A 17540-nucleotide genomic window follows, 5' to 3' on the forward strand; every position below is an offset into this window, starting at 1 on the left:
TTGCGCAGTCGTGAAGGATCGTCCTCCGTCTTCCGGGACGATGGAATGATCTGATCAACCCAATCGTTACAAAGCCCTGTTTTGCAGAAAAGCAAAACGGGGCTTTTCATTTTCCGCCTGCAAGCGAGTTCGCCTGCTGCGATGTGCACGGCGCGGCTTAAGGTGACGGCACTGCGGCTCCGCCGCTGCGTCACCGTGCAGTTGTCGGATATTTCAATTTCGACGCGACGACGCTCGCCAGGGCGAGATGGAAGAGGACGGACGGAATTTCCCCGGAACCTCAGCCCGTTCGAATGTTTGCTTCGCCTGACGCGCAGTATTTAGGCCATAATTTCCATAGATATTATTGAATAATTAGCGCCGCCGGTTAGGCTTGAACCACTCGACACAAGCGGGGATGCCATGAGCCAACGCCGTTCAACGACCAGCGTTTTGTCGCGCAGCACCCTCTTGCGACCAATAGGCACTGCGGCGGCTGCCGCATCCGCCGGCCTCACCTGAAGTCCTTCGATGTGCCCCTGCTCGCTCCGCTTAATCCGCGGGTTTCGGGAGCCAGCGGCACGCCTAACGAAACAACGGAGACTATCTTGAGCCAGACCACCCCTACCCTACCCGTCCTCGACCTTTCGCGCTTTGCGGCGGGCCACCCCGAGCGGGCGACGGCGCTCGATGAATTGCGCAGCGTTGCCCGCTCGGTGGGCTTCTTCTATCTCGAAGGCCACGGGATTCCGCAGGAAGAGATCGACGGTATCCTTTCGCTTTCGCGGCGTTTCTTCGCACTGCCTGAGGATGACAAGCTGGCAATCGAGATGCGCAAGTCGCCGCATTTCCGCGGCTACAATCGCGCCGGGCTCGAATATACCCGCGGCACCCAGGACTGGCGCGAACAGGTCGATTTCGGCCCCGAGCGCCAGAGCCTTGAGGTCGAGCCGGAGGATGCGCCGTGGAAGCGGCTGGTCGGCCCCAACCAGTTCCCGCAAGCCCTGCCCGAGTTGAAGCCGGCGATCCTCGCCTACATAGACGCCGTCACCGGGCTCGGCATCCGCCTGATCGAGATTTTCTCCGAGGCGCTCGGCCAGCAGCCCGATGTCTTCGGGCCGATCTACCGCGACGGCCCCAACCAGCTCCTGAAGATCATCCGCTATCCCGGCCGCGACAAGACGGAAAGCGACCAGGGGGTGGGCGCCCACAAGGACGGCGGTTTCGTCACCATCCTGCTGCAGGACGTGGTCGGCGGTTTGCAGGTCGATGACGGCAAGGGCGGCTGGATCGACGCGCCGCCGAAACGCGGCACCTTCGTCATCAATGTCAGCGAACTGCTGGAACTGGCATCGAACGGTTATCTGCTCGCCAACATCCACCGCGTGGTCACGCCACCGGCAGGCGGCGACCGGCTTTCCGTCGCCTTCTTCCTCGGCGCCAACCTCGCCTCCACCATCCCGGTGCTCGACCTGCCGCCGGAGCTTGCGGCCGAGGTCCGCGGCGTCACCCAGGATCCGCAGAACCCGCTCTTCCATGAGGTCGGCCGCAACGTACTGAAATCCCGGCTGCGCTCGCATCCCGATGTCGCCGCCGAGCACCACGCAGACCTGCTGGAACAACAGAAGGCGGCCGTGCCCGCCTGATTGACCGGACAGCGCCGATCAACCCGAGAGCCAAGGAGAAATGGCATGACGATCCATCAGAAGCCGGAGGAACCAGCAGCCGAGATCAAGGCACCGACAGGGCTGCGCGAGACCGGCGGACGGCTGCATCCGGAAACGCTGGCGCTCCATGGCGGCAGCTATCGCTTCGATCCGGCAAGCGGCGCCGTCGCCGTGCCGATCTACCAAACGACCTCCTATCAGCTGCCGGGCACGGATGGCGCCGACAGCTCTTTGCGCTCGAGGCTCCGGGGCATCTCTACACCCGTGTCTCCAACCCGACGCAGGACGCCTTCGAGCAGCGGCTGGCGGAAATCGAAGGCGGGGCAGCAGCACTGGCACTCGGCTCGGGACAGGCGGCATCCGCCTTCGCCCTGCTGAACCTTGCGCGCGCCGGCGACAACGTCGTCAGCGCCGCCGGCCTCTATGGCGGAACCTGGGCGCTCTTTGCCGCGACGCTCAAAAGCTTCGGCATCGAGGTGCGTTTCGTCGATGCCGCCGACCCGGAGGCCTTCGCCCGGGCGACGGACGATAGGACACGCGCCTACTATGCCGAGTCCTTGCCGAACCCGAAACTTGACGTCTTCCCGATTGCCGAGGTCGCCGAGGTGGGCCGGCGCTTCGGCATTCCGCTGATCGTCGACAACACGGCCGCACCGCTGACGATCCGCCCCTTCGATCACGGCGCCGCAGTGGTCGTCTACTCCACGACGAAGTATATCGGCGGTCACGGCACCTCGATCGGCGGCGCGATCATCGACAGCGGCCGCTTCCCCTGGCACGACCATGAGGCGCGGCACCCGAACCTGCATGAGCCGGACCCGAGCTACCAGGGCAAGACCTGGCTGGAAAAGGCCGAGGCGATCGCCTTCCATCCCTACATCCTGCGTGCCCGCGCGGTTCTCTTGCGCGACCTCGGCGCCGCCATCAGTCCGTTGAACGCCTTCCAGTTCATCCAGGGCCTGGAGACGCTGCCGCTCAGAATCCGCCAGCACAACGAGAATGCGATCAAGGTGGCCGAGTTCCTCCGCACCCACCCGAAAGTGGCGCGCGTAATCTTTCCAAAATTCCAGGAGGGCGAAGCGGAGGCTCGCGCCGAGAAGTATCTCCGGAATGGACACTTTGGAGCCCTGGTCGGCTTCGAACTGATCGCCAATATCGGCGACGCGCGCTCGCTTGCCATCCATCCGGCGACGACGACGCATTCGCAGCTTACCGAGGAGGACCAGCTCAAGACCGGCGTGACACCGGGTTATGTCCGGCTTTCGATCGGCATCGAGCATCCGGACGATATTATCGCCGACATCAAGCAGGCGATTGACGCCGCCTGATCGAACGCTTTTGCAGGAGTTGCCGCGGGCTCGCCCTTTAGGGCCGGGCCCGCGGCGCCATTTTGGCGTCCGAACGCGCCGGTAGGCCTCCGTTCGGTTTCATGCCACAACATGCTCTAATCGAGCGTCCGTCGGATGGCACCCCGGCGCAGATCCGGCCATGCATAGGGAAGGAAAGACAATGAGCACGAACACCCAGGTTCTGCTGGCCGCCCGGCCATCGGGGCGACCGACGCCGAGCGACTTCCGCATCGTCGAGACGGCAATCCCGGAGCCGGCCGAAGGCGAGGTTCTGCTCAAAATCCTCTACCTCTCGCTCGATCCCTACATGCGCGGGCGCATGAACACCGGCCGGTCCTATGCCAAGCCGGTGGAGATCGGCGCGGTTATGGAGGGCGGCACAGTTGCCCGCGTCGTGCGCTCGCGCCACCCGGATTTCAGCGACGGTGATTTCGTGCTCTCCCATTCCGGCTGGCAGAGCTATGCGCTGTCGCGCGGTGCGGACCTGCGCAAGCTCGATCCGTCGGCGGCACCTCTGTCGACCGCGCTCGGCATTCTGGGCATGCCCGGCTTCACCGCCTATGCAGGACTGCTGACGATCGGCAAGCCGAAGCCGGGCGAGACGGTCGTCGTGGCCGCCGCAAGCGGCGCCGTCGGCTCGGCCGTCGGCCAGATCGCCCGCATCAAGGGCGCGCGCGCGGTCGGCATTGCGGGTGGTGCGGACAAGTGCGCTTTCGTTCGCGACGTGCTCGGCTTCGATGCGGCGATCGATCACCGCGCTCCGGATTTCGCCGAGCAACTCGCCGCCGCGTGCCCCAAAGGCATCGACGTCTATTTCGAGAATGTCGGCGGCCATGTCTGGGACGCGGTGTTTCCGCTGTTGAACGACTTCGCCCGCGTGCCCGTTTGCGGCCTGATTGCGCACTACAACCAGGCCGGCGGTCCGCAAGCTGGTGGCGACAGGCTTCCGGGCGTCATGCGCGAGGTTCTGAGCAGGAGCCTGCTGATCAGGGGTTTCATCCAGCGCGAATTCGCCGATCAGAGTCCGGTTTTCTACCAGGAGATGGCGGGCTGGATCGCCAACGGCGAGGTTCGGTACAAGGAGGACGTTGTCGATGGCATCGAGAACGCCCCGAATGCCTTCATCGGGCTGCTCGAAGGCCGCAACTTCGGCAAGCTGGTCGTGCGGGTGGCCGCCGAGAACTGAAAACCACGCCTCGCGAGCGATCAGTGCAGGCTGGCGAGGCGGACGCCGGCCTTGCCAAGACCATCATCGAGAAGCGCGATCAGTTCGGGCGTATAACCACGCGCGGCGAGTTCGCTCTCAATCGACCGCATCGAGCCAGCCTTGTTCCGCTGTAAGCCGTCAAGGGCACTCGTGGCCTCTCTCGTCAGGCCGAGCTGACCTGCCGCCGCCATCCGCAGGAGGTTGACGGCAGTGTCCGCGGGGTTGGCGAGCTGGCGCGCACGCGTCAGTGCTTCGCGGTATTTGCCGTTTCGGTAGTCTTCGAGCGCCAGCGTGAGCGCCGCGTCGTGGTGCACATATTCGCAGCCCACTTCCGCCACCCGCGCAAGGTTCACGCCCTCCGAATATTGCCCGCTGACGAAGAGCAGCAGGCCGAGCCGAGCGGGAATGGCATCATCGAGCGGATTGAGCGCAACGGCGCGGCGACCGGACATGAACGCGGCCTCCGTGTCGCCGGTGGCGAAGCGCGCCTGCATCTGAGCGATGTAGCTCTGGCTCGATTGCGGTGCGAGAGCTACGGCCTTATCCGCGAGCTTCACCGCCCGCGCCGCCACCGTCGGCGAGGCGCTTGCCTCGCCGGTCGCCACCAGCACCGTAGCCAGGCTGGCAAGGACGTCAGGGTCTGTCGCCTGATAGGTCACCGATTGCTCCAGGCAGGCATGTGCCGAAGCCAATCCTTCCGGGTCGATCCGCGCCAGCGCAACATCGGCAAGAAGCACGCAACCGTAACCGATCGACGGTGACACGAGCTGCCGCGCCGCCTCCAGGCTCACGATGACACCTTCTTCGCCGGCGAGCGATCGGGCAAGCCGAGCCAGCAGTTTTTCCTGAACTGCTCGAGCGTCACCGCTGTCGATATCGGCTTTCGCAGTACCCGCTCGGAGCGCCTCGTTGCTTTGCGCATCGACAACCTGCCACGAGATCTGATGCTCCTTGACGTCAGCGCTGTAAGCGACCGAGAGCCGGTACTCCTTGCTCCCCTGCAGCTTCACCGGCGGTGCCGACGTGGCCCAGCCGGTGACCGATGCAACATCGACGCCCGGCGCCGGCGCCTGTGCCAAAGTGCGCACCGCGGAGAACTGCGACAGCGCGTGGACCAGATAGTCGCCCGCCCTCCTCTGCTCTTCGGCACCGGCTCCGCTGGCCGCCGGAACGTCGATGACGATCGTCGGCTTGGCGGAAAGCACCGGTTGCCACGGGAGGCGCTCGACGACGGAGAGATAGAAGGCTCCAGCCATTGCCGCCGTCCCTGCGACAGCGGCGGCGATCAGACCGAACGGCCGACGCTTCGGCTGGACGATGGCGGGAGTGACGGCGACCAGTTCCTCCGACTCGTTCGCCATCTGCGTGGGAGCCGTTGCGATTTCCAACGGGTCCGGTGAGCGGTCGCTCACCGCGAAATGCGGAACGTAATTGCCCTTGGGAAGCTCGATGCGAAGCCCCGCCTTATCGCCGACCGTCTCGTAATATTGCGTCAGCGCGGCGCGCAAGCGCGAGGCTTCAACACGCACGATCGGATCGGTTGCCGGATCAAAGGAAGCCGGCCGACCGAAAACGTCGATCGCGATGGTATAGGCTTTGACCTGCCCCGAGCGGCCAGCGAAGAATTCATCGACCAGGTAGCGCAGGAGTTTCCGGTGGCGCTCAGTGGCATGAAACTGACTATCGGCAAGAATACGATCAAGTGCAGGGCGTGCGTCACATTCGGCAACGGCACAATGAGCTGCTTGACCCGCATTTCTGGCTTCCATGATGCGCTCCCAACTGCCCACAACCCCAAAGAGAGTGCAAACGCGAGACGAACTCTAGACGAGAGCCGCAGTGGCGAAAAGAAAAATATTGCGCCATCACAAAACATTTCCACGAAGGAAATGAGTCATTTTAAAATAGAGCAAGAACCAACCGAAAATCCCACAGAATTTTCACGGGATTTACATGAAATGTATGAACCCAAGAAGGCTATTTGTTAATCACAATGGACTAGGTTCGCGGCCTGAATCGATGATACAGATGGAAATTACCTCTTCTTCGATCTCGCGACAGATCAATTCATACTCCGAGATCATCGAATGATCCAGCGGATCGAGCTTACGTTGCCGGTCGAGCATGGAGCTCGCCTCTTCATAGGCCTCGCAGAGGTTGGAAAGAGAAAGGTTCTTGACGCTCAGCAGTTGCAGTTGACCGCGCAACGCCGGAAGCTTCAGCATGAGCTTCAGAAGTCCGCGCTTCACGGCCGCGTTGGGCATTGTTTTCTACCCGCCTGATCGACAATCGATGACCTTGCCGCCAGCCCGATACGCTGGCGCACCATTTCTCAAGGATCATTTTCTCCGGGACCGTGACGACACATCAGCCCGCCGAGCGCTCAACCAAAACTGGCAGCCGGACCGGACCTCTCCCTCGATGGTTAACGTGACAACAGACGCTCCGTTTCGGAAGTACGTAACAGTAACTTTGCCCCGATAGTCTTGACGCCGACGATATGATCGTCCGAGTTCGTCCTTGGATACGACAAGCTTTATGCCTCAGCAGGTCCCGGTATCGCCAAGGCGATCCCTATGATGACAGACCGGTTTGGACGCCTTTGTCGAACCGTAGGTCATCGTCTCCGGAACTCCTCAAAGACTAGAATCCGTCGGCGGGAACATCGCAGGCGAACTCGACCGACATGGGCGCGCAACCCGAGGGGCCGACTGCCCGCCCCTACTTCTCGAAAGCATAGATCTTGCGCCAGTCCTGTTTCATATCGACCAGCAGCCAGTTTCTCGGTTCGGCTTCGGTCAGCGCCTTGTCCAGCTTGCCGACGGGCGATTGCCGGTCATAGGCCCATTCGCGCTCGCCGTCCGTATGGTGCACGATCAGGCCGAAGCGTGGACCGGAGCCCGCTGTTACCCAGCGCAGCATCTCGTAGTCGCCGTCGGAGTTGCCGGCCGCAAAGATCGGCCGCCGGCCGATGAAAGTGTTGATGCCGACGGGCTTGCCCGGGCCATCGTCGATGAAGTCGATCTTGGGCTCGCGTGTCAGCACCGGCGTATCGCCATCGAGGTCATACTTCGTCGTGATGCTGCTGCCGACGACCTGTTCGGGCGGGATGCCGTACATCTGTTCGGTCATCGGCCGCATGAATTCGATGCCGCCGCCGGAGACGATGTAGGTCTTGAAACCGTTTGCCCGGAGATAATCGAGCAGCTCACGCATCGGCAGATAGGTGATCTCGTTGTAGGGACGGTTGAAGCGCGGATGTTTGGCGGTCGCAAACCAGTCCTTGACCGCCTTGGTAAACGCATCCGTCGTCATGCCGGCATGGGTCGCCATCACGAGTTCGACGATGCCCTTCTCGCCGGCGGCGGCGACACCCGCCATATCACCCTTGAGCAGCGATGCGAACGGCTCCTTGTCCTTCCACTCCGGATGTTCCGGCGCCATCGCCTTGACGCGATCCGCAGCGAACATGCCCTGGAAATAGTTCGGCTGCTCGGTCCAGAGCGTGCCGTCATTGTCGAAGACGGCGATCCGTTCCTCAGGCGCCACGAAGTCCGCCCCGTTCTCGCCGGTGACGCGCGTGACGAAATCGACGATGGCCGTCTTTGCCTCGCCATCATTCCAGGACGGAAGATTGTCGGCCGGCGCATCGGCCGCGACGACGGCGCCCGGAGCGCCGAACGCCGTGGAAAGCAGGAACAGGAGACCGACGAGCCGCGAACGGCGCCGGCTCGGCGTGGAATTTGATCGCATCGCAATTGCCGTCATCACGCATCCTCCTTGCGGGAACGATTTGAAACCCCTGGCAGGGTCAGGGCCGCCGAATACAGCGGAACCCGATATGGGTGGTCGCCGCGTTTTCCTCATGCGCATGGCGCGCCGCCGGCCGGTAGCGGCGGCAATAGTTGGGCGCGCAGAGATGCGAGCCGCCCTTCACCACCCGGCGGGCGATGTGGATCGTTGGTTGTCTCGGATCGAAGCTTGCTTCCCTGTCGCCGCCGCGCGGATTGGAAGGGATACAGCAGCTCTTTTGCGCCGGCGCCGGATGGTTGGTCGACCAGAAGTCGCTCGTCCATTCCCAGACATTGCCGATCATATCGTAGAGGCCGTAGCCGTTCGGTGGGAAACTTGCGACCGGCGAGGTCCGTTCGAAGCCGTCGGGTCTGAGATTTTCCGTCGGGAACATGCCATGCCAGGTGTTCGCCATGAAACGTCCCTCCGGCACCAGTTCGTCACCCCAGGCAAATTCCGCGCCCTCAAGCCCGCCCTTTGCCGCGAACTCCCATTCTGCCTCCGTCGGCAAGTCCTTGCCCGCCCATTCCGCATAGGCCCTGGCATCCAGATAGGAGACCTGGACGACCGGATGATCGAACTTGCCGCGGATATTGCTCTGCCGCCCATAGGGCCGCCGCCAATCGGCACCGAACTTGAAGTTCCACCATTGCGACGGGCTGTTGCTGGTAACCCGCTTCGGCGGATCGAAGATCACCGAGCCGGCGCGCATCATCTCCGGCAGGGCGCCGGGATAATCCTTGGGGTCCGGGGTCTTCTCCGCCTCGGTGACGTAGCCTGTCGCCTCGACGAAAGCGGCAAACTGCCGGTTGGTCACCGGCGCCACGTCGATCCAGAAGCCGTCCACCTTCACCGGATGCGCCGGCGCTTCCTCCGGATAGTGCTTGTCCGAGCCCATGACGAAGGTGCCACCTTCGATCCAGATCGGCTCCCGCGCGCTGATTGCTGCCGGAGTTTCGTTGAGAAGTGGTATCTTCGGCGACACTTGCATGCGGCTTCCATCTCCCGAAGGTGGCGGGTTCGACCACCAAACCGGTCCAAGCTAACGCCATTCCTCGTCGGCCCAAAGTACGTAACCGTTACGATGGCAAACAAAACCTCGTGGCCACGATGAAAATCGGCCAAATGTGGTCCTTGCGGGGGTCTTCGTTACTGTTACGTTCTTTCCAATTGGCCTGATTTAACAATAAGCTCTGCCGAAATATCATGATGACCGATGCTGCCGGAAGGCAGAGGGAGCAGGAATTCATGGGTGCACGCGACGATATCGAGCAACTCGGCAAGCGCATCGGCGAAGCGATCATCGGCCAGGAAGGCATGATCGAGCGCTTGCTGCTGGGCTTGCTCAGCAACGGCCACTTGCTCGTCGAGGGCCTGCCGGGGCTCGCCAAGACCCGGGCCATCAAGAGCATGGCGAAGAACCTCGACGCGGAGCTGTCGCGCATCCAGTTCACCCCCGACCTCCTGCCCGCCGACATCACCGGGTCGGAGATCTATTTTTCCGACGGCGGCAAAGGCGAGTTTCGCTTTCAGGAAGGTCCTATCTTCGCCAACCTCATTCTGGCGGACGAGGTGAACCGTGCGCCGGCGAAGGTGCAATCGGCCCTGCTCGAAGCGATGGAGGAGCGCCAGGTCACCATCGGTGGCAAGAGCCACACGCTGCCGGATCTGTTTCTGGTGATGGCGACCCAGAACCCGATCGAGCAGGAAGGCACCTATCCCTTGCCAGAGGCACAGCTCGACCGCTTCCTCATGCACATCCAGGTGGATTACCCCGACGCCACGTCGGAAGCCGACATCATGCGGCTCGTGCGTTCCGAGGAAATTCACGCGAAATCCAACAATCACGCGACAGAAAAACTCGCCCAGGATTCAGTGTTTACCGCGCGCGAGGAGATTTCGGCGATCACCGTTTCCGAAGCAATCGAGAACTACATCGTCGCGCTCGTTATGGCGACCCGCTATCCCGACAAGGTCGACAAGGATCTCGCCAAATGGCTGCAGGTCGGCGTCAGCCCGCGCGGCGTCATCGGTCTCGACAAGGTTTCGCGGGCCCACGCCTGGCTCAACGGCCGCGACTTCGTGACCCCCGACGATGTGCAGGCCACCGTGCACGACGTCTTTCGCCACCGGCTGGTGCTTTCCTACGAAGCACATGCCGGCGGCACCACCGCCAACCAGGTGATCGACCGTATCGTCGAACTCGTCGCGGTCGCCTGAAGATGGAGGTTCGCCGATGGCCATATCCCTGCCGGCTCTCGCCCGTTCCCGCGGCATCGTAAAACCCCGCCAGGTCGATACGACCGGCGTCTATACCTCGGTCGACACGCTCGTCGGCCTCGAGGCCATGGCCCGAGACCTGACCTTCCTGCGCAAGGCGCCGGTGCAGCGACTGCTCGCCGGCCGCCATGAATCACGCATGCGCGGCCGCGGCCTCTCCTTCGAGGAGCTACGCAACTACCTCCCGGGCGACGACATCCGCGCGATCGACTGGAGGGTGACGGCACGCACCGGAAAGCCGGTCGTCCGTGTCTATGATGAAGAGAAGGACCGGCCGGCCCTGATCCTCGTCGACCAGCGTATCAATATGTTCTTCGGCAGCCGCCGGGCGATGAAGTCGGTCGCGGCGGCCGAAGTCGCCGCACTCGCAGCCTGGCGCGTGCTGGCGCTCGGCGATCGTGTCGGCGGTTTCGTCTTTAGCGACGAAGAGGTTACCGAGGTGCGCCCTTACCGCAGCCGCGAGGCGGTGGTCCGGCTTGCCGACAGCATCGTTCGCCACAATACGGCACTGCAGGCCGGTTTGCAGGCGCCGCATGGCGCGGAGCAGTTTGACGTCGTCCTCACGACCGTCGCCAACATTGCCCGGCACGACCACCTGGTCATCGTCATCAGCGATTTCGACGGCTACAGCCTCGAAACCCGCGACATGCTGTTGAAGCTCTCGGCCCACAACGATGTGATCTCCGTTCTCATCTACGATCCCTTCCTGCTCGAGTTGCCGCGCAAGGGCGATATCGTCTTCAGCGGCGGATTGCTTCAGGCCGAGGTGCAGTTCGCCCATGGCAATGTGCGCGAGGCGATCGACAGTTTTGCCAGAAAACGCGGGCGGGCACTGCGCGCCTGGCAGGAAGAACTCGGCCTGCCGATGCTGCCGATTTCCGCCGCCGAGGAGGTCGCGCCACAATTGCGCACCATGCTCGGCCAGCTCGCCAGCCGGCAACGGAGGCGATAGCGATGGCGACGGCCGCCCCTGCGAAAGACCCGTTGCTCGAGGCAACCCTTCGGCAGCTCGCGGACATCGCCATGCCTCAGCCCGTCTCGATGATGCCGCAGACCTGGGCATGGACGGTGCTCGGCTGCGTCATACTCCTGCTGATCGCCTTCGCATGCTGGCGCTGGTACCGGCGCTGGGAGGCCAATCGTTACCGTCGCGAAGCGCTCGCCGACCTCAAGAAAATCGAGGGACGGCTCGCCGCGTCCGCAACCCGCGGCGAGGCGCTCGTCGCTTTACCCGTCCTCCTGAAGCGCACCGCCTTGGTGCTCTGGCCGCGCGAAACCATAGCCGGGCTCCATGGCACGGGATGGACCGGCTTCCTCGATGCCCATTCCGGCGGCCCGGTGTTCCCGATCGCCTCGGCGCGTTTCTTTGAGGAAGCCGAATATCGCGGCAGCGCGGCGCTCTGCGCCGTCCCGGAACCCGAAGCGCGGACCTATGTCGCCGCGGCACGTCACTGGATCGAGGCGCACCATGTACGTGCTTGATCACGCCTGGGCGCTGATCTTTCTGCCTCTGCCCTTCGTCGTCTGGGGGCTGCTTCCGCCCTACCGCGAGCAATCGGCCGCCGTCAGAATACCTTTCTTCAAGGACATTACGGCCGCCGCCAATCTCGGGCCGACCGAGGGCTCCGTCGTCCCAAGGACCAATCTCGGCCAGAAGGTGATTGCGCCCATCTGCTGGGCCCTGATCGTAGTGGCGCTGGCGCGGCCGCAATATGTCGAGCCGCCAATCGAAAAGACCGAGCCACAGCGCGACCTGATGCTGGCGATCGATCTTTCGCAGTCGATGGACACGCGGGATTTTCGCGATCCCTCCGGTAATCTGCAGACCCGTGTCGAGGCGGTGCATAAGGTGGTCGCCGACTTCATCGACCGGCGGCCGGACGATCGCCTCGGCTTGATCGCCTTCGGTGACGCGCCCTATCCGCTGGTGCCGTTCACGCTCGACCACAAGACAGTCAAGTTGATGCTGGCCGAGAGCCTGCCCGGCATGGCGGGCCCGCGCACTGCGGTCGGCGACGCGATCGGGCTGGCGATCAAGATGTTCGACGCCAGCACCGCGCCGGACAAGGCGATGATCCTTTTGACTGATGGCAACGATACCGCCAGCAAGATGCCGCCGGACAAGGCCGCCAGCATTGCCGCCGACCGGAACGTGGTGATCCACACCGTGGGGATTGGTGACCCCAGTGCGCAAGGCGAGCAGAAGCTCGATACGGCAACCCTTCAGGGTATCGCCGAGACGACGAAGGGCCGCTACTTCTTCGGCCAGGACCAGGCGGGCCTGCAGAACATCTATGAACTGCTCGATCAACTGACACCGGCGAACCAGAAGACACTCTCCTGGCGGCCGCGCATCGAACTGTTCCACTACCCGCTTGGCGCAGCACTGCTGATCGTCCTCGCCTACCACGCCATCATGTGGCTCCTCTCTTCACTCGCCGAGCGCCGCCGGCGGCAGGAGGCAGCGCCATGATCTCGGACTTCCACTTCCTGAGACCGCTTTGGCTGCTGGCACTGCTCGCCGTCCCCCTGCTCGTCTATCTCGTCAGCCGGCGCGGCGATGTCCGCTCGCAATGGCAAGGCATGATCGCGCCGCACTTGCTCGATCACCTGCTGATCGAGAAGGGTGGCAAGCGGCGCCTCCAGCCCGTGCACATCACCGCAGCGCTGATCGCCGTTGCCGCCATCGCTGCCGCCGGTCCGACCTGGCAGCGCGAGCGCCCGCCCTTCGTCGAGGACACCGCGCCGCTGGCGATCGCCATCGACCTCAACCCGACCATGAACGCGACGGACATCTCGCCGACGCGGCTCGAACGCGCCAAGCTCAAGGTCCAGGATATTTTGAGCCTCAGAAAAGGTTCGCGCACGGCGCTCTTCGCCTATGCCGGCTCCGCCCATATGGTGCTGCCGCTGAGCGACGATGCGGCACTGGTCAAGACCTATCTCGCGGCACTCTCGCCTCAGATCATGCCGGTAGAAGGCAAGGATACGGCAAAGGCCCTGCAGGAGGTCGAGAAAGCCCTGGCCAATGAAACCGCGCCTGGCACGATCCTCTTCATGACCGACGGGGTCGAGCGCTCCGCCTTTCAGGCGTTCGGCCAGTATCAAGGCCGCAACGCGCTGATGGTGCTCGGCATTGGCACGGTAGAAGGTGGCCCGGTGAAGACGGCCGACGGCGGGTTCCTGACCGATGCGACCGGCGGCCATGTTCGCTCCAGGCTGGATGTCGACAGCCTCAAGGCGTTGCAGTCCGCATCTAAGGCCGAGGTTGCCACCGTGACAGCTGACGATGCCGACGTGCGCTGGATCGTCAGGAGCATCCAGACCAATTTTGCCGCAAAGACCGCCGAGGGGCTGACCCGCTGGCACGATGCCGGCTGGTGGCTGACGATCCCGATCGCCGTCTTCGGCCTGTTCTGGTTCCGGCGCGGTTGGACCGTGCGCTGGGCCGTCTATCTGCTCGCCATCAGCCTGCTCATGAGCAACGAGCGGGCGGAGGCTGCCGATAACCGCTTCCTCGATCTCTGGCTGACGCCGGACCAGCAGGGCCGTCGCGCCTTCGAGCAGGGCGACTTCCAGGGTGCCGCCGAAAAATTCGCCGATCCCACCTGGCGCGGAGCGGCGCTCTACCGGGCCGGCCGTTTCCAGGATGCGATCGACGCCTTTGCCGAAACCGATACGGCCGAGAGCTACTACAACCAGGGCAACGCTCTGATGCACCTCGACAAGGCGGAAGAAGCGATCACCGTCTATAAGCAGGCATTGAAACGCCGCCCCGACTGGCCGGACGCGAAAAGGAACCTGGCGGCTGCCGAAAAATTCAAGGCCGACAAGGACAAGCAGGAACAGGACGCACAGCAGGAACAGGCGGGCATGGACCCCGACCAGGTCCAGTTCGACGAAAAGGGCAAGAAAGGCACGGAGGCGACGATCCAGGGTGGACCACAGACGGCGGACATGTGGATGCGCAACATCCAGGTCTCGCCCGCCGAGCTGCTCGCGCGAAAATTCGCGATCGAGGCCAAGGAGGCGACACCGTGAGTGCCTTGTCCCGAATGCCTCGGCTACTGGTCTGGCTCGTTGGCCTGTCGCTCTGGCTAGCGAGCGATGCGCTCGCCGCCAACCCCTTCGCGCGCGCCACGCTCGCGACCAAGGGCACGATCTATGCCGGGCAGCAGATCGAGATCGACATCGACGTGTTCGTGCCGAACTACTTCCTGACGCCGCCGCAGTTTCCGCTGTTCGATCTTCGGGGTGCGGTGGTCACCATGCCCGACGACCGCGGCTTGAACCTCAACGAGACTGTCGATGGCGAGGCCTTTTCCGGCATCCGCAAAACCTATGTGATCACGCCACAGGCGGCAGGCAATTACGCCCTGCCGACGATCGTAATCCCCTTTGGCTATGCCGCCGTGCCGGGCCAAACGACACAGGGTAAGGTTACCGTGCCGCGGCTCAAATTTACCGTGGAAGCGGTACCAGGAGGTGCCGGCAGCACCCCCGGCGTCACCGCTGGCGAAATTACGATCACACAGACCTTCGACCGCAACCCGGTCGGCCTGCACGCGGGCGACGCGCTTGTGCGCACGGTCACCACCCGGGCGGCCGGCCTCGCGCCGATGATGATTCCCGAGCCCAGCTTGAAGGCCCCAGAGGGCGTGCAGATTTATCAGCACGATCCGGTACTCTCGGAAGAACGCACACCGCGCGGCGATATTGCCGCGGGACTGCGCAAGGACACCGCAACCTACGTCTTTTCCGAGCCGGGCACCTTCTCTCTGGCGGCAATCACATTGGAGTGGTTCAATCCTCAGACCGGAAAGACCGAAACCGCGGAGGCCGATGGCGCGGAAGTGGTCGTCGGTGCCGGCCCGGCAACGAAGGTTGCCATCGCGCCACCCGCTCCTCCGCAGACAAAGGAACCGTTCGATTGGCTCTGGTGGGGCATCGCGACGGCCACTGTCCTCGCCGTCGCCATTGTCATCCAGTTCGCCGCCAATCTGTTCGGACGGCTGGAAACCTGGATCGATGCGGCCATGACGCGCAAGGCGCATTCGGAGGAAACGGCCTTCCGCCATGTTCTCGACGCCTGCCGCGACCACGACAGAGCGCGGCTGGACGCGGCACTCGATCGCTGGTCGCGCAAGACCGGCAATGTACCGCTTTCGAAATGGTTTGAGCGATTTGCCGACCCGGAGACGAGGGTCGCTTTCGCTCGGCACCGAAAGAGCCGCTACGGCACTCCGCAATCCCACCACGAGCGGCCAGATTTCTCCCGGCTGCGAAGTGGATTGAAGTCGGCGCGGCGACGCTGGCTCGAAGAAATCTCCGACGACGGCGACGAAGCGGTTGATGAACTGCCCGAGCTCAACCCGGTGTTCGACAGCGCCTTGCGGCAGAACCGCTGAATCCCTGTGAGGCGGCGCGTTACGCGTCCTCCGTGCCTTCGTAACTGTTACGTACTTACCTGAGGGCGCGTTCCCGCGGAGATTGCATCGGTAAATTCGAAACTTTGCCTGCATTCCGAGAGCGATTTGTTTGCGGCCTCAGGGAGACTTGAAATGAGTATCGATTTGAAGACCAGGCTTGGGAGGCTCGCGGCGTGCGCCGTCGAGCGGTCGATGAAGCCGAAGGCGCTGGCACTGGCCGGCACAGTGCTGATGTCGACCATCACCGCTTCGGCACCGTCGGCCTTTGCGCAGGATGCCGCCAAGCCGAACATCCTCGTGATCTTCGGCGACGACATCGGCCAGACCAATATCAGCGCCTACTCCTTCGGCGTCGTCGGCTACAAGACCCCGAATATCGACCGGATCGCGCGCGACGGCATGTTGTTCACCGACTATTACGCTGAGAACAGCTGCACCGCCGGCCGCTCCACGTTTATCACCGGGCAGACGGTGCTGCGTACCGGCATGTCCAAGGTCGGCGTTCCCGGTGCCCCCGTCGGCATCCAGGACCGTGACGTGACCATCGCCCAGGCGCTGAAGCCGCTTGGCTATGCCACCGGGCAGTTCGGCAAGAACCATCTCGGCGACCAGGACCGCTTCCTGCCGACAGCTCATGGCTTCGACGAGTTCTTCGGCAACCTCTATCACCTGAATGCCGAAGAGGAGCCCGAGCGGCCCTACTGGCCGAAGGACGATCCCGCGTTCCTCAAGTCCTACGCGCCGCGCGGCGTGCTGCATTCCTTCGCCGACGGCAAGGTGGAGGACACCGGCGCGCTCAACAGCAAACGCATGGAAACGATCGACGACGAGACGACCGCCGCGGCGATGGAGTTCATCAAGAAACAGACGGAGGCGAAGAAACCTTTCTTCACCTGGATGAACACGACGCGCATGCATCTGTTCACCCATGTGCGTGACCAATACAAGGGCCAGAGCGGCATGCCCGGCAACGACTATGCCGATGGCATGATCGAGCACGACAACGATGTCGGCAAGCTGCTCGACCTGCTCGACGAATTGAAGATCGCCGACAACACCATCGTCGTCTACACAACCGACAACGGCCCGAACCAGTTCTCCTGGCCGGATGCGGCAACCACACCTTTCCGCAGTGAAAAGGACAGCAACTGGGAAGGCGCCTTCCGTGTCCCGGCGATGGTCCGCTGGCCGGGAAAGATCAAGCCCGGTGTCTCCACCGACATGGTCTCCGGTCTCGACTGGTTCCCGACACTGCTTGCAGCAGCCGGTGACAAGGACATCAAGGAGCGGCTTTTGAAGGGCGCCGACCTCGGCGGCAAGACCTTCAAGGTGCATCTCGACGGCTACAACCAGTTGCCCTACCTCACCGGCGAACAGCCGAAGAGCGCGCGCAACGAGTTCTATTACTTCAATGACGACGCCAAGCTCGTCGGCATGCGCTGGGACAATTGGAAAGCCGTCTTCTGCGAAATGCGCAAGCCCGGTGGCTTCGACGTCTGGCAGGATCCGTTCACCTGCCTGCGCGTTCCGAAGATCTTCAACCTGCGCATGGACCCTTACGAGCGGGCTGATATCGTCTCCGATCAGTACAACGACTGGCGGACGAAGAACGCTTATCTCTTCGCCGAAGCGGTGGGGAAATCGGCGGCATTCCTCGAGACCTTCGTCGCGTATCCGCCAAGCCAGAAGCCGGCAAGCTTCTCGGTCGACCAGATCGAAGAAAGCGTGCACCAGAAGATCGACGAGATCCTGGCGAAGACCCAGCCGGCACAGTAACGCTCTCGAGAAGGCGGCGCCCCGCGCCGCCTTCTCTTTCACTTTTGCTAAAAATGGCGTG

At 63.1% G+C, this 17540-nt stretch carries 13 protein-coding genes and 1 pseudogene; 10 read left to right on the forward strand and 4 right to left on the reverse strand.

The genetic code is table 11. The features are described from left to right. Positions 1 to 587 precede the first annotated feature (587 nt). From AC3WWH_RS21790 to curA, 3 genes and pseudogenes are all read left to right on the forward strand, one after another. Entirely contained in the window at positions 588 to 1625 is a 1038-nt protein-coding gene (locus AC3WWH_RS21790; RefSeq protein WP_492377272.1) for an isopenicillin N synthase family dioxygenase, read from the forward strand. Positions 1626 to 1670: 45 nt separating this feature from the next. After that, positions 1671 to 2974 (forward strand): annotated as a pseudogene (locus AC3WWH_RS21795) (O-acetylhomoserine aminocarboxypropyltransferase/cysteine synthase family protein). A 181-nt stretch (positions 2975 to 3155) separates the two neighbouring features. Then, the gene (curA, locus tag AC3WWH_RS21800) at positions 3156 to 4181 is read left to right on the forward strand and encodes an NADPH-dependent curcumin/dihydrocurcumin reductase (RefSeq protein WP_113399063.1); all 1026 of its coding nucleotides are present in this window, start codon (positions 3156 to 3158) and stop codon (positions 4179 to 4181) included. 20 nt (positions 4182 to 4201) lie between these two features. Here the strand turns inward: curA and AC3WWH_RS21805 are convergent, their stop codons facing one another. The 4 genes from AC3WWH_RS21805 to AC3WWH_RS21820 all read right to left on the reverse strand — a co-directional run bounded on the left by AC3WWH_RS21805 (position 4202) and on the right by AC3WWH_RS21820 (position 8985). Further along, positions 4202 to 5971 (reverse strand): tetratricopeptide repeat protein, encoded by a 1770-nt coding sequence (locus AC3WWH_RS21805; protein ID WP_492377273.1) that lies wholly within the window; start codon positions 5969 to 5971, stop codon positions 4202 to 4204. Between the two features lie 219 nt (positions 5972 to 6190). Further along, positions 6191 to 6427 (reverse strand): hypothetical protein, encoded by a 237-nt coding sequence (locus AC3WWH_RS21810; protein ID WP_492377274.1) that lies wholly within the window; start codon positions 6425 to 6427, stop codon positions 6191 to 6193. A gap of 496 nt (positions 6428 to 6923) precedes the next feature. Then, complete coding sequence (locus tag AC3WWH_RS21815) at positions 6924 to 7970, reverse strand: HAD family hydrolase (protein ID WP_492377275.1); 1047 nt, start codon at positions 7968 to 7970, stop codon at positions 6924 to 6926. 43 nt (positions 7971 to 8013) lie between these two features. Continuing rightward, positions 8014 to 8985, reverse strand: a complete 972-nt coding sequence (locus AC3WWH_RS21820; RefSeq protein ID WP_058324638.1) for a formylglycine-generating enzyme family protein — start codon at positions 8983 to 8985, stop codon at positions 8014 to 8016. A 257-nt stretch (positions 8986 to 9242) separates the two neighbouring features. Here AC3WWH_RS21820 and AC3WWH_RS21825 point away from each other — a divergent pair, with 257 nt between their 5' ends. The 7 genes from AC3WWH_RS21825 (at position 9243) to AC3WWH_RS21855 (ending at position 17479) form a co-directional block, all read left to right on the forward strand. Further along, positions 9243 to 10214 (forward strand): AAA family ATPase, encoded by a 972-nt coding sequence (locus AC3WWH_RS21825; protein ID WP_058324654.1) that lies wholly within the window; start codon positions 9243 to 9245, stop codon positions 10212 to 10214. A 16-nt stretch (positions 10215 to 10230) separates the two neighbouring features. Then, entirely contained in the window at positions 10231 to 11226 is a 996-nt protein-coding gene (locus tag AC3WWH_RS21830; protein ID WP_058324639.1) for a DUF58 domain-containing protein, read from the forward strand. A 2-nt stretch (positions 11227 to 11228) separates the two neighbouring features. Further along, positions 11229 to 11756 carry a DUF4381 domain-containing protein gene (locus tag AC3WWH_RS21835; protein WP_058324640.1) on the forward strand — a complete coding sequence of 176 codons (528 nt, stop codon included), beginning with the start codon at positions 11229 to 11231 and terminating at the stop codon, positions 11754 to 11756. Continuing rightward, entirely contained in the window at positions 11743 to 12747 is a 1005-nt protein-coding gene (locus tag AC3WWH_RS21840; RefSeq protein WP_058324641.1) for a vWA domain-containing protein, read from the forward strand. Before AC3WWH_RS21835 ends, AC3WWH_RS21840 begins: the two co-directional genes overlap by 14 nt. Continuing rightward, positions 12744 to 14315, forward strand: coding sequence for a VWA domain-containing protein (locus tag AC3WWH_RS21845; protein WP_492377276.1), 1572 nt, complete (start codon positions 12744 to 12746; stop codon positions 14313 to 14315). Before AC3WWH_RS21840 ends, AC3WWH_RS21845 begins: the two co-directional genes overlap by 4 nt. Continuing rightward, entirely contained in the window at positions 14312 to 15682 is a 1371-nt protein-coding gene (locus AC3WWH_RS21850) for a BatD family protein (RefSeq protein ID WP_156433217.1), read from the forward strand. Before AC3WWH_RS21845 ends, AC3WWH_RS21850 begins: the two co-directional genes overlap by 4 nt. Before the next feature lie 153 nt (positions 15683 to 15835). Further along, entirely contained in the window at positions 15836 to 17479 is a 1644-nt protein-coding gene (locus AC3WWH_RS21855) for an arylsulfatase (protein WP_082641186.1), read from the forward strand. Positions 17480 to 17540 lie beyond the last annotated feature (61 nt).

This window comes from Ensifer sp. EB106-03-01-XG145, from assembly GCF_058792075.1.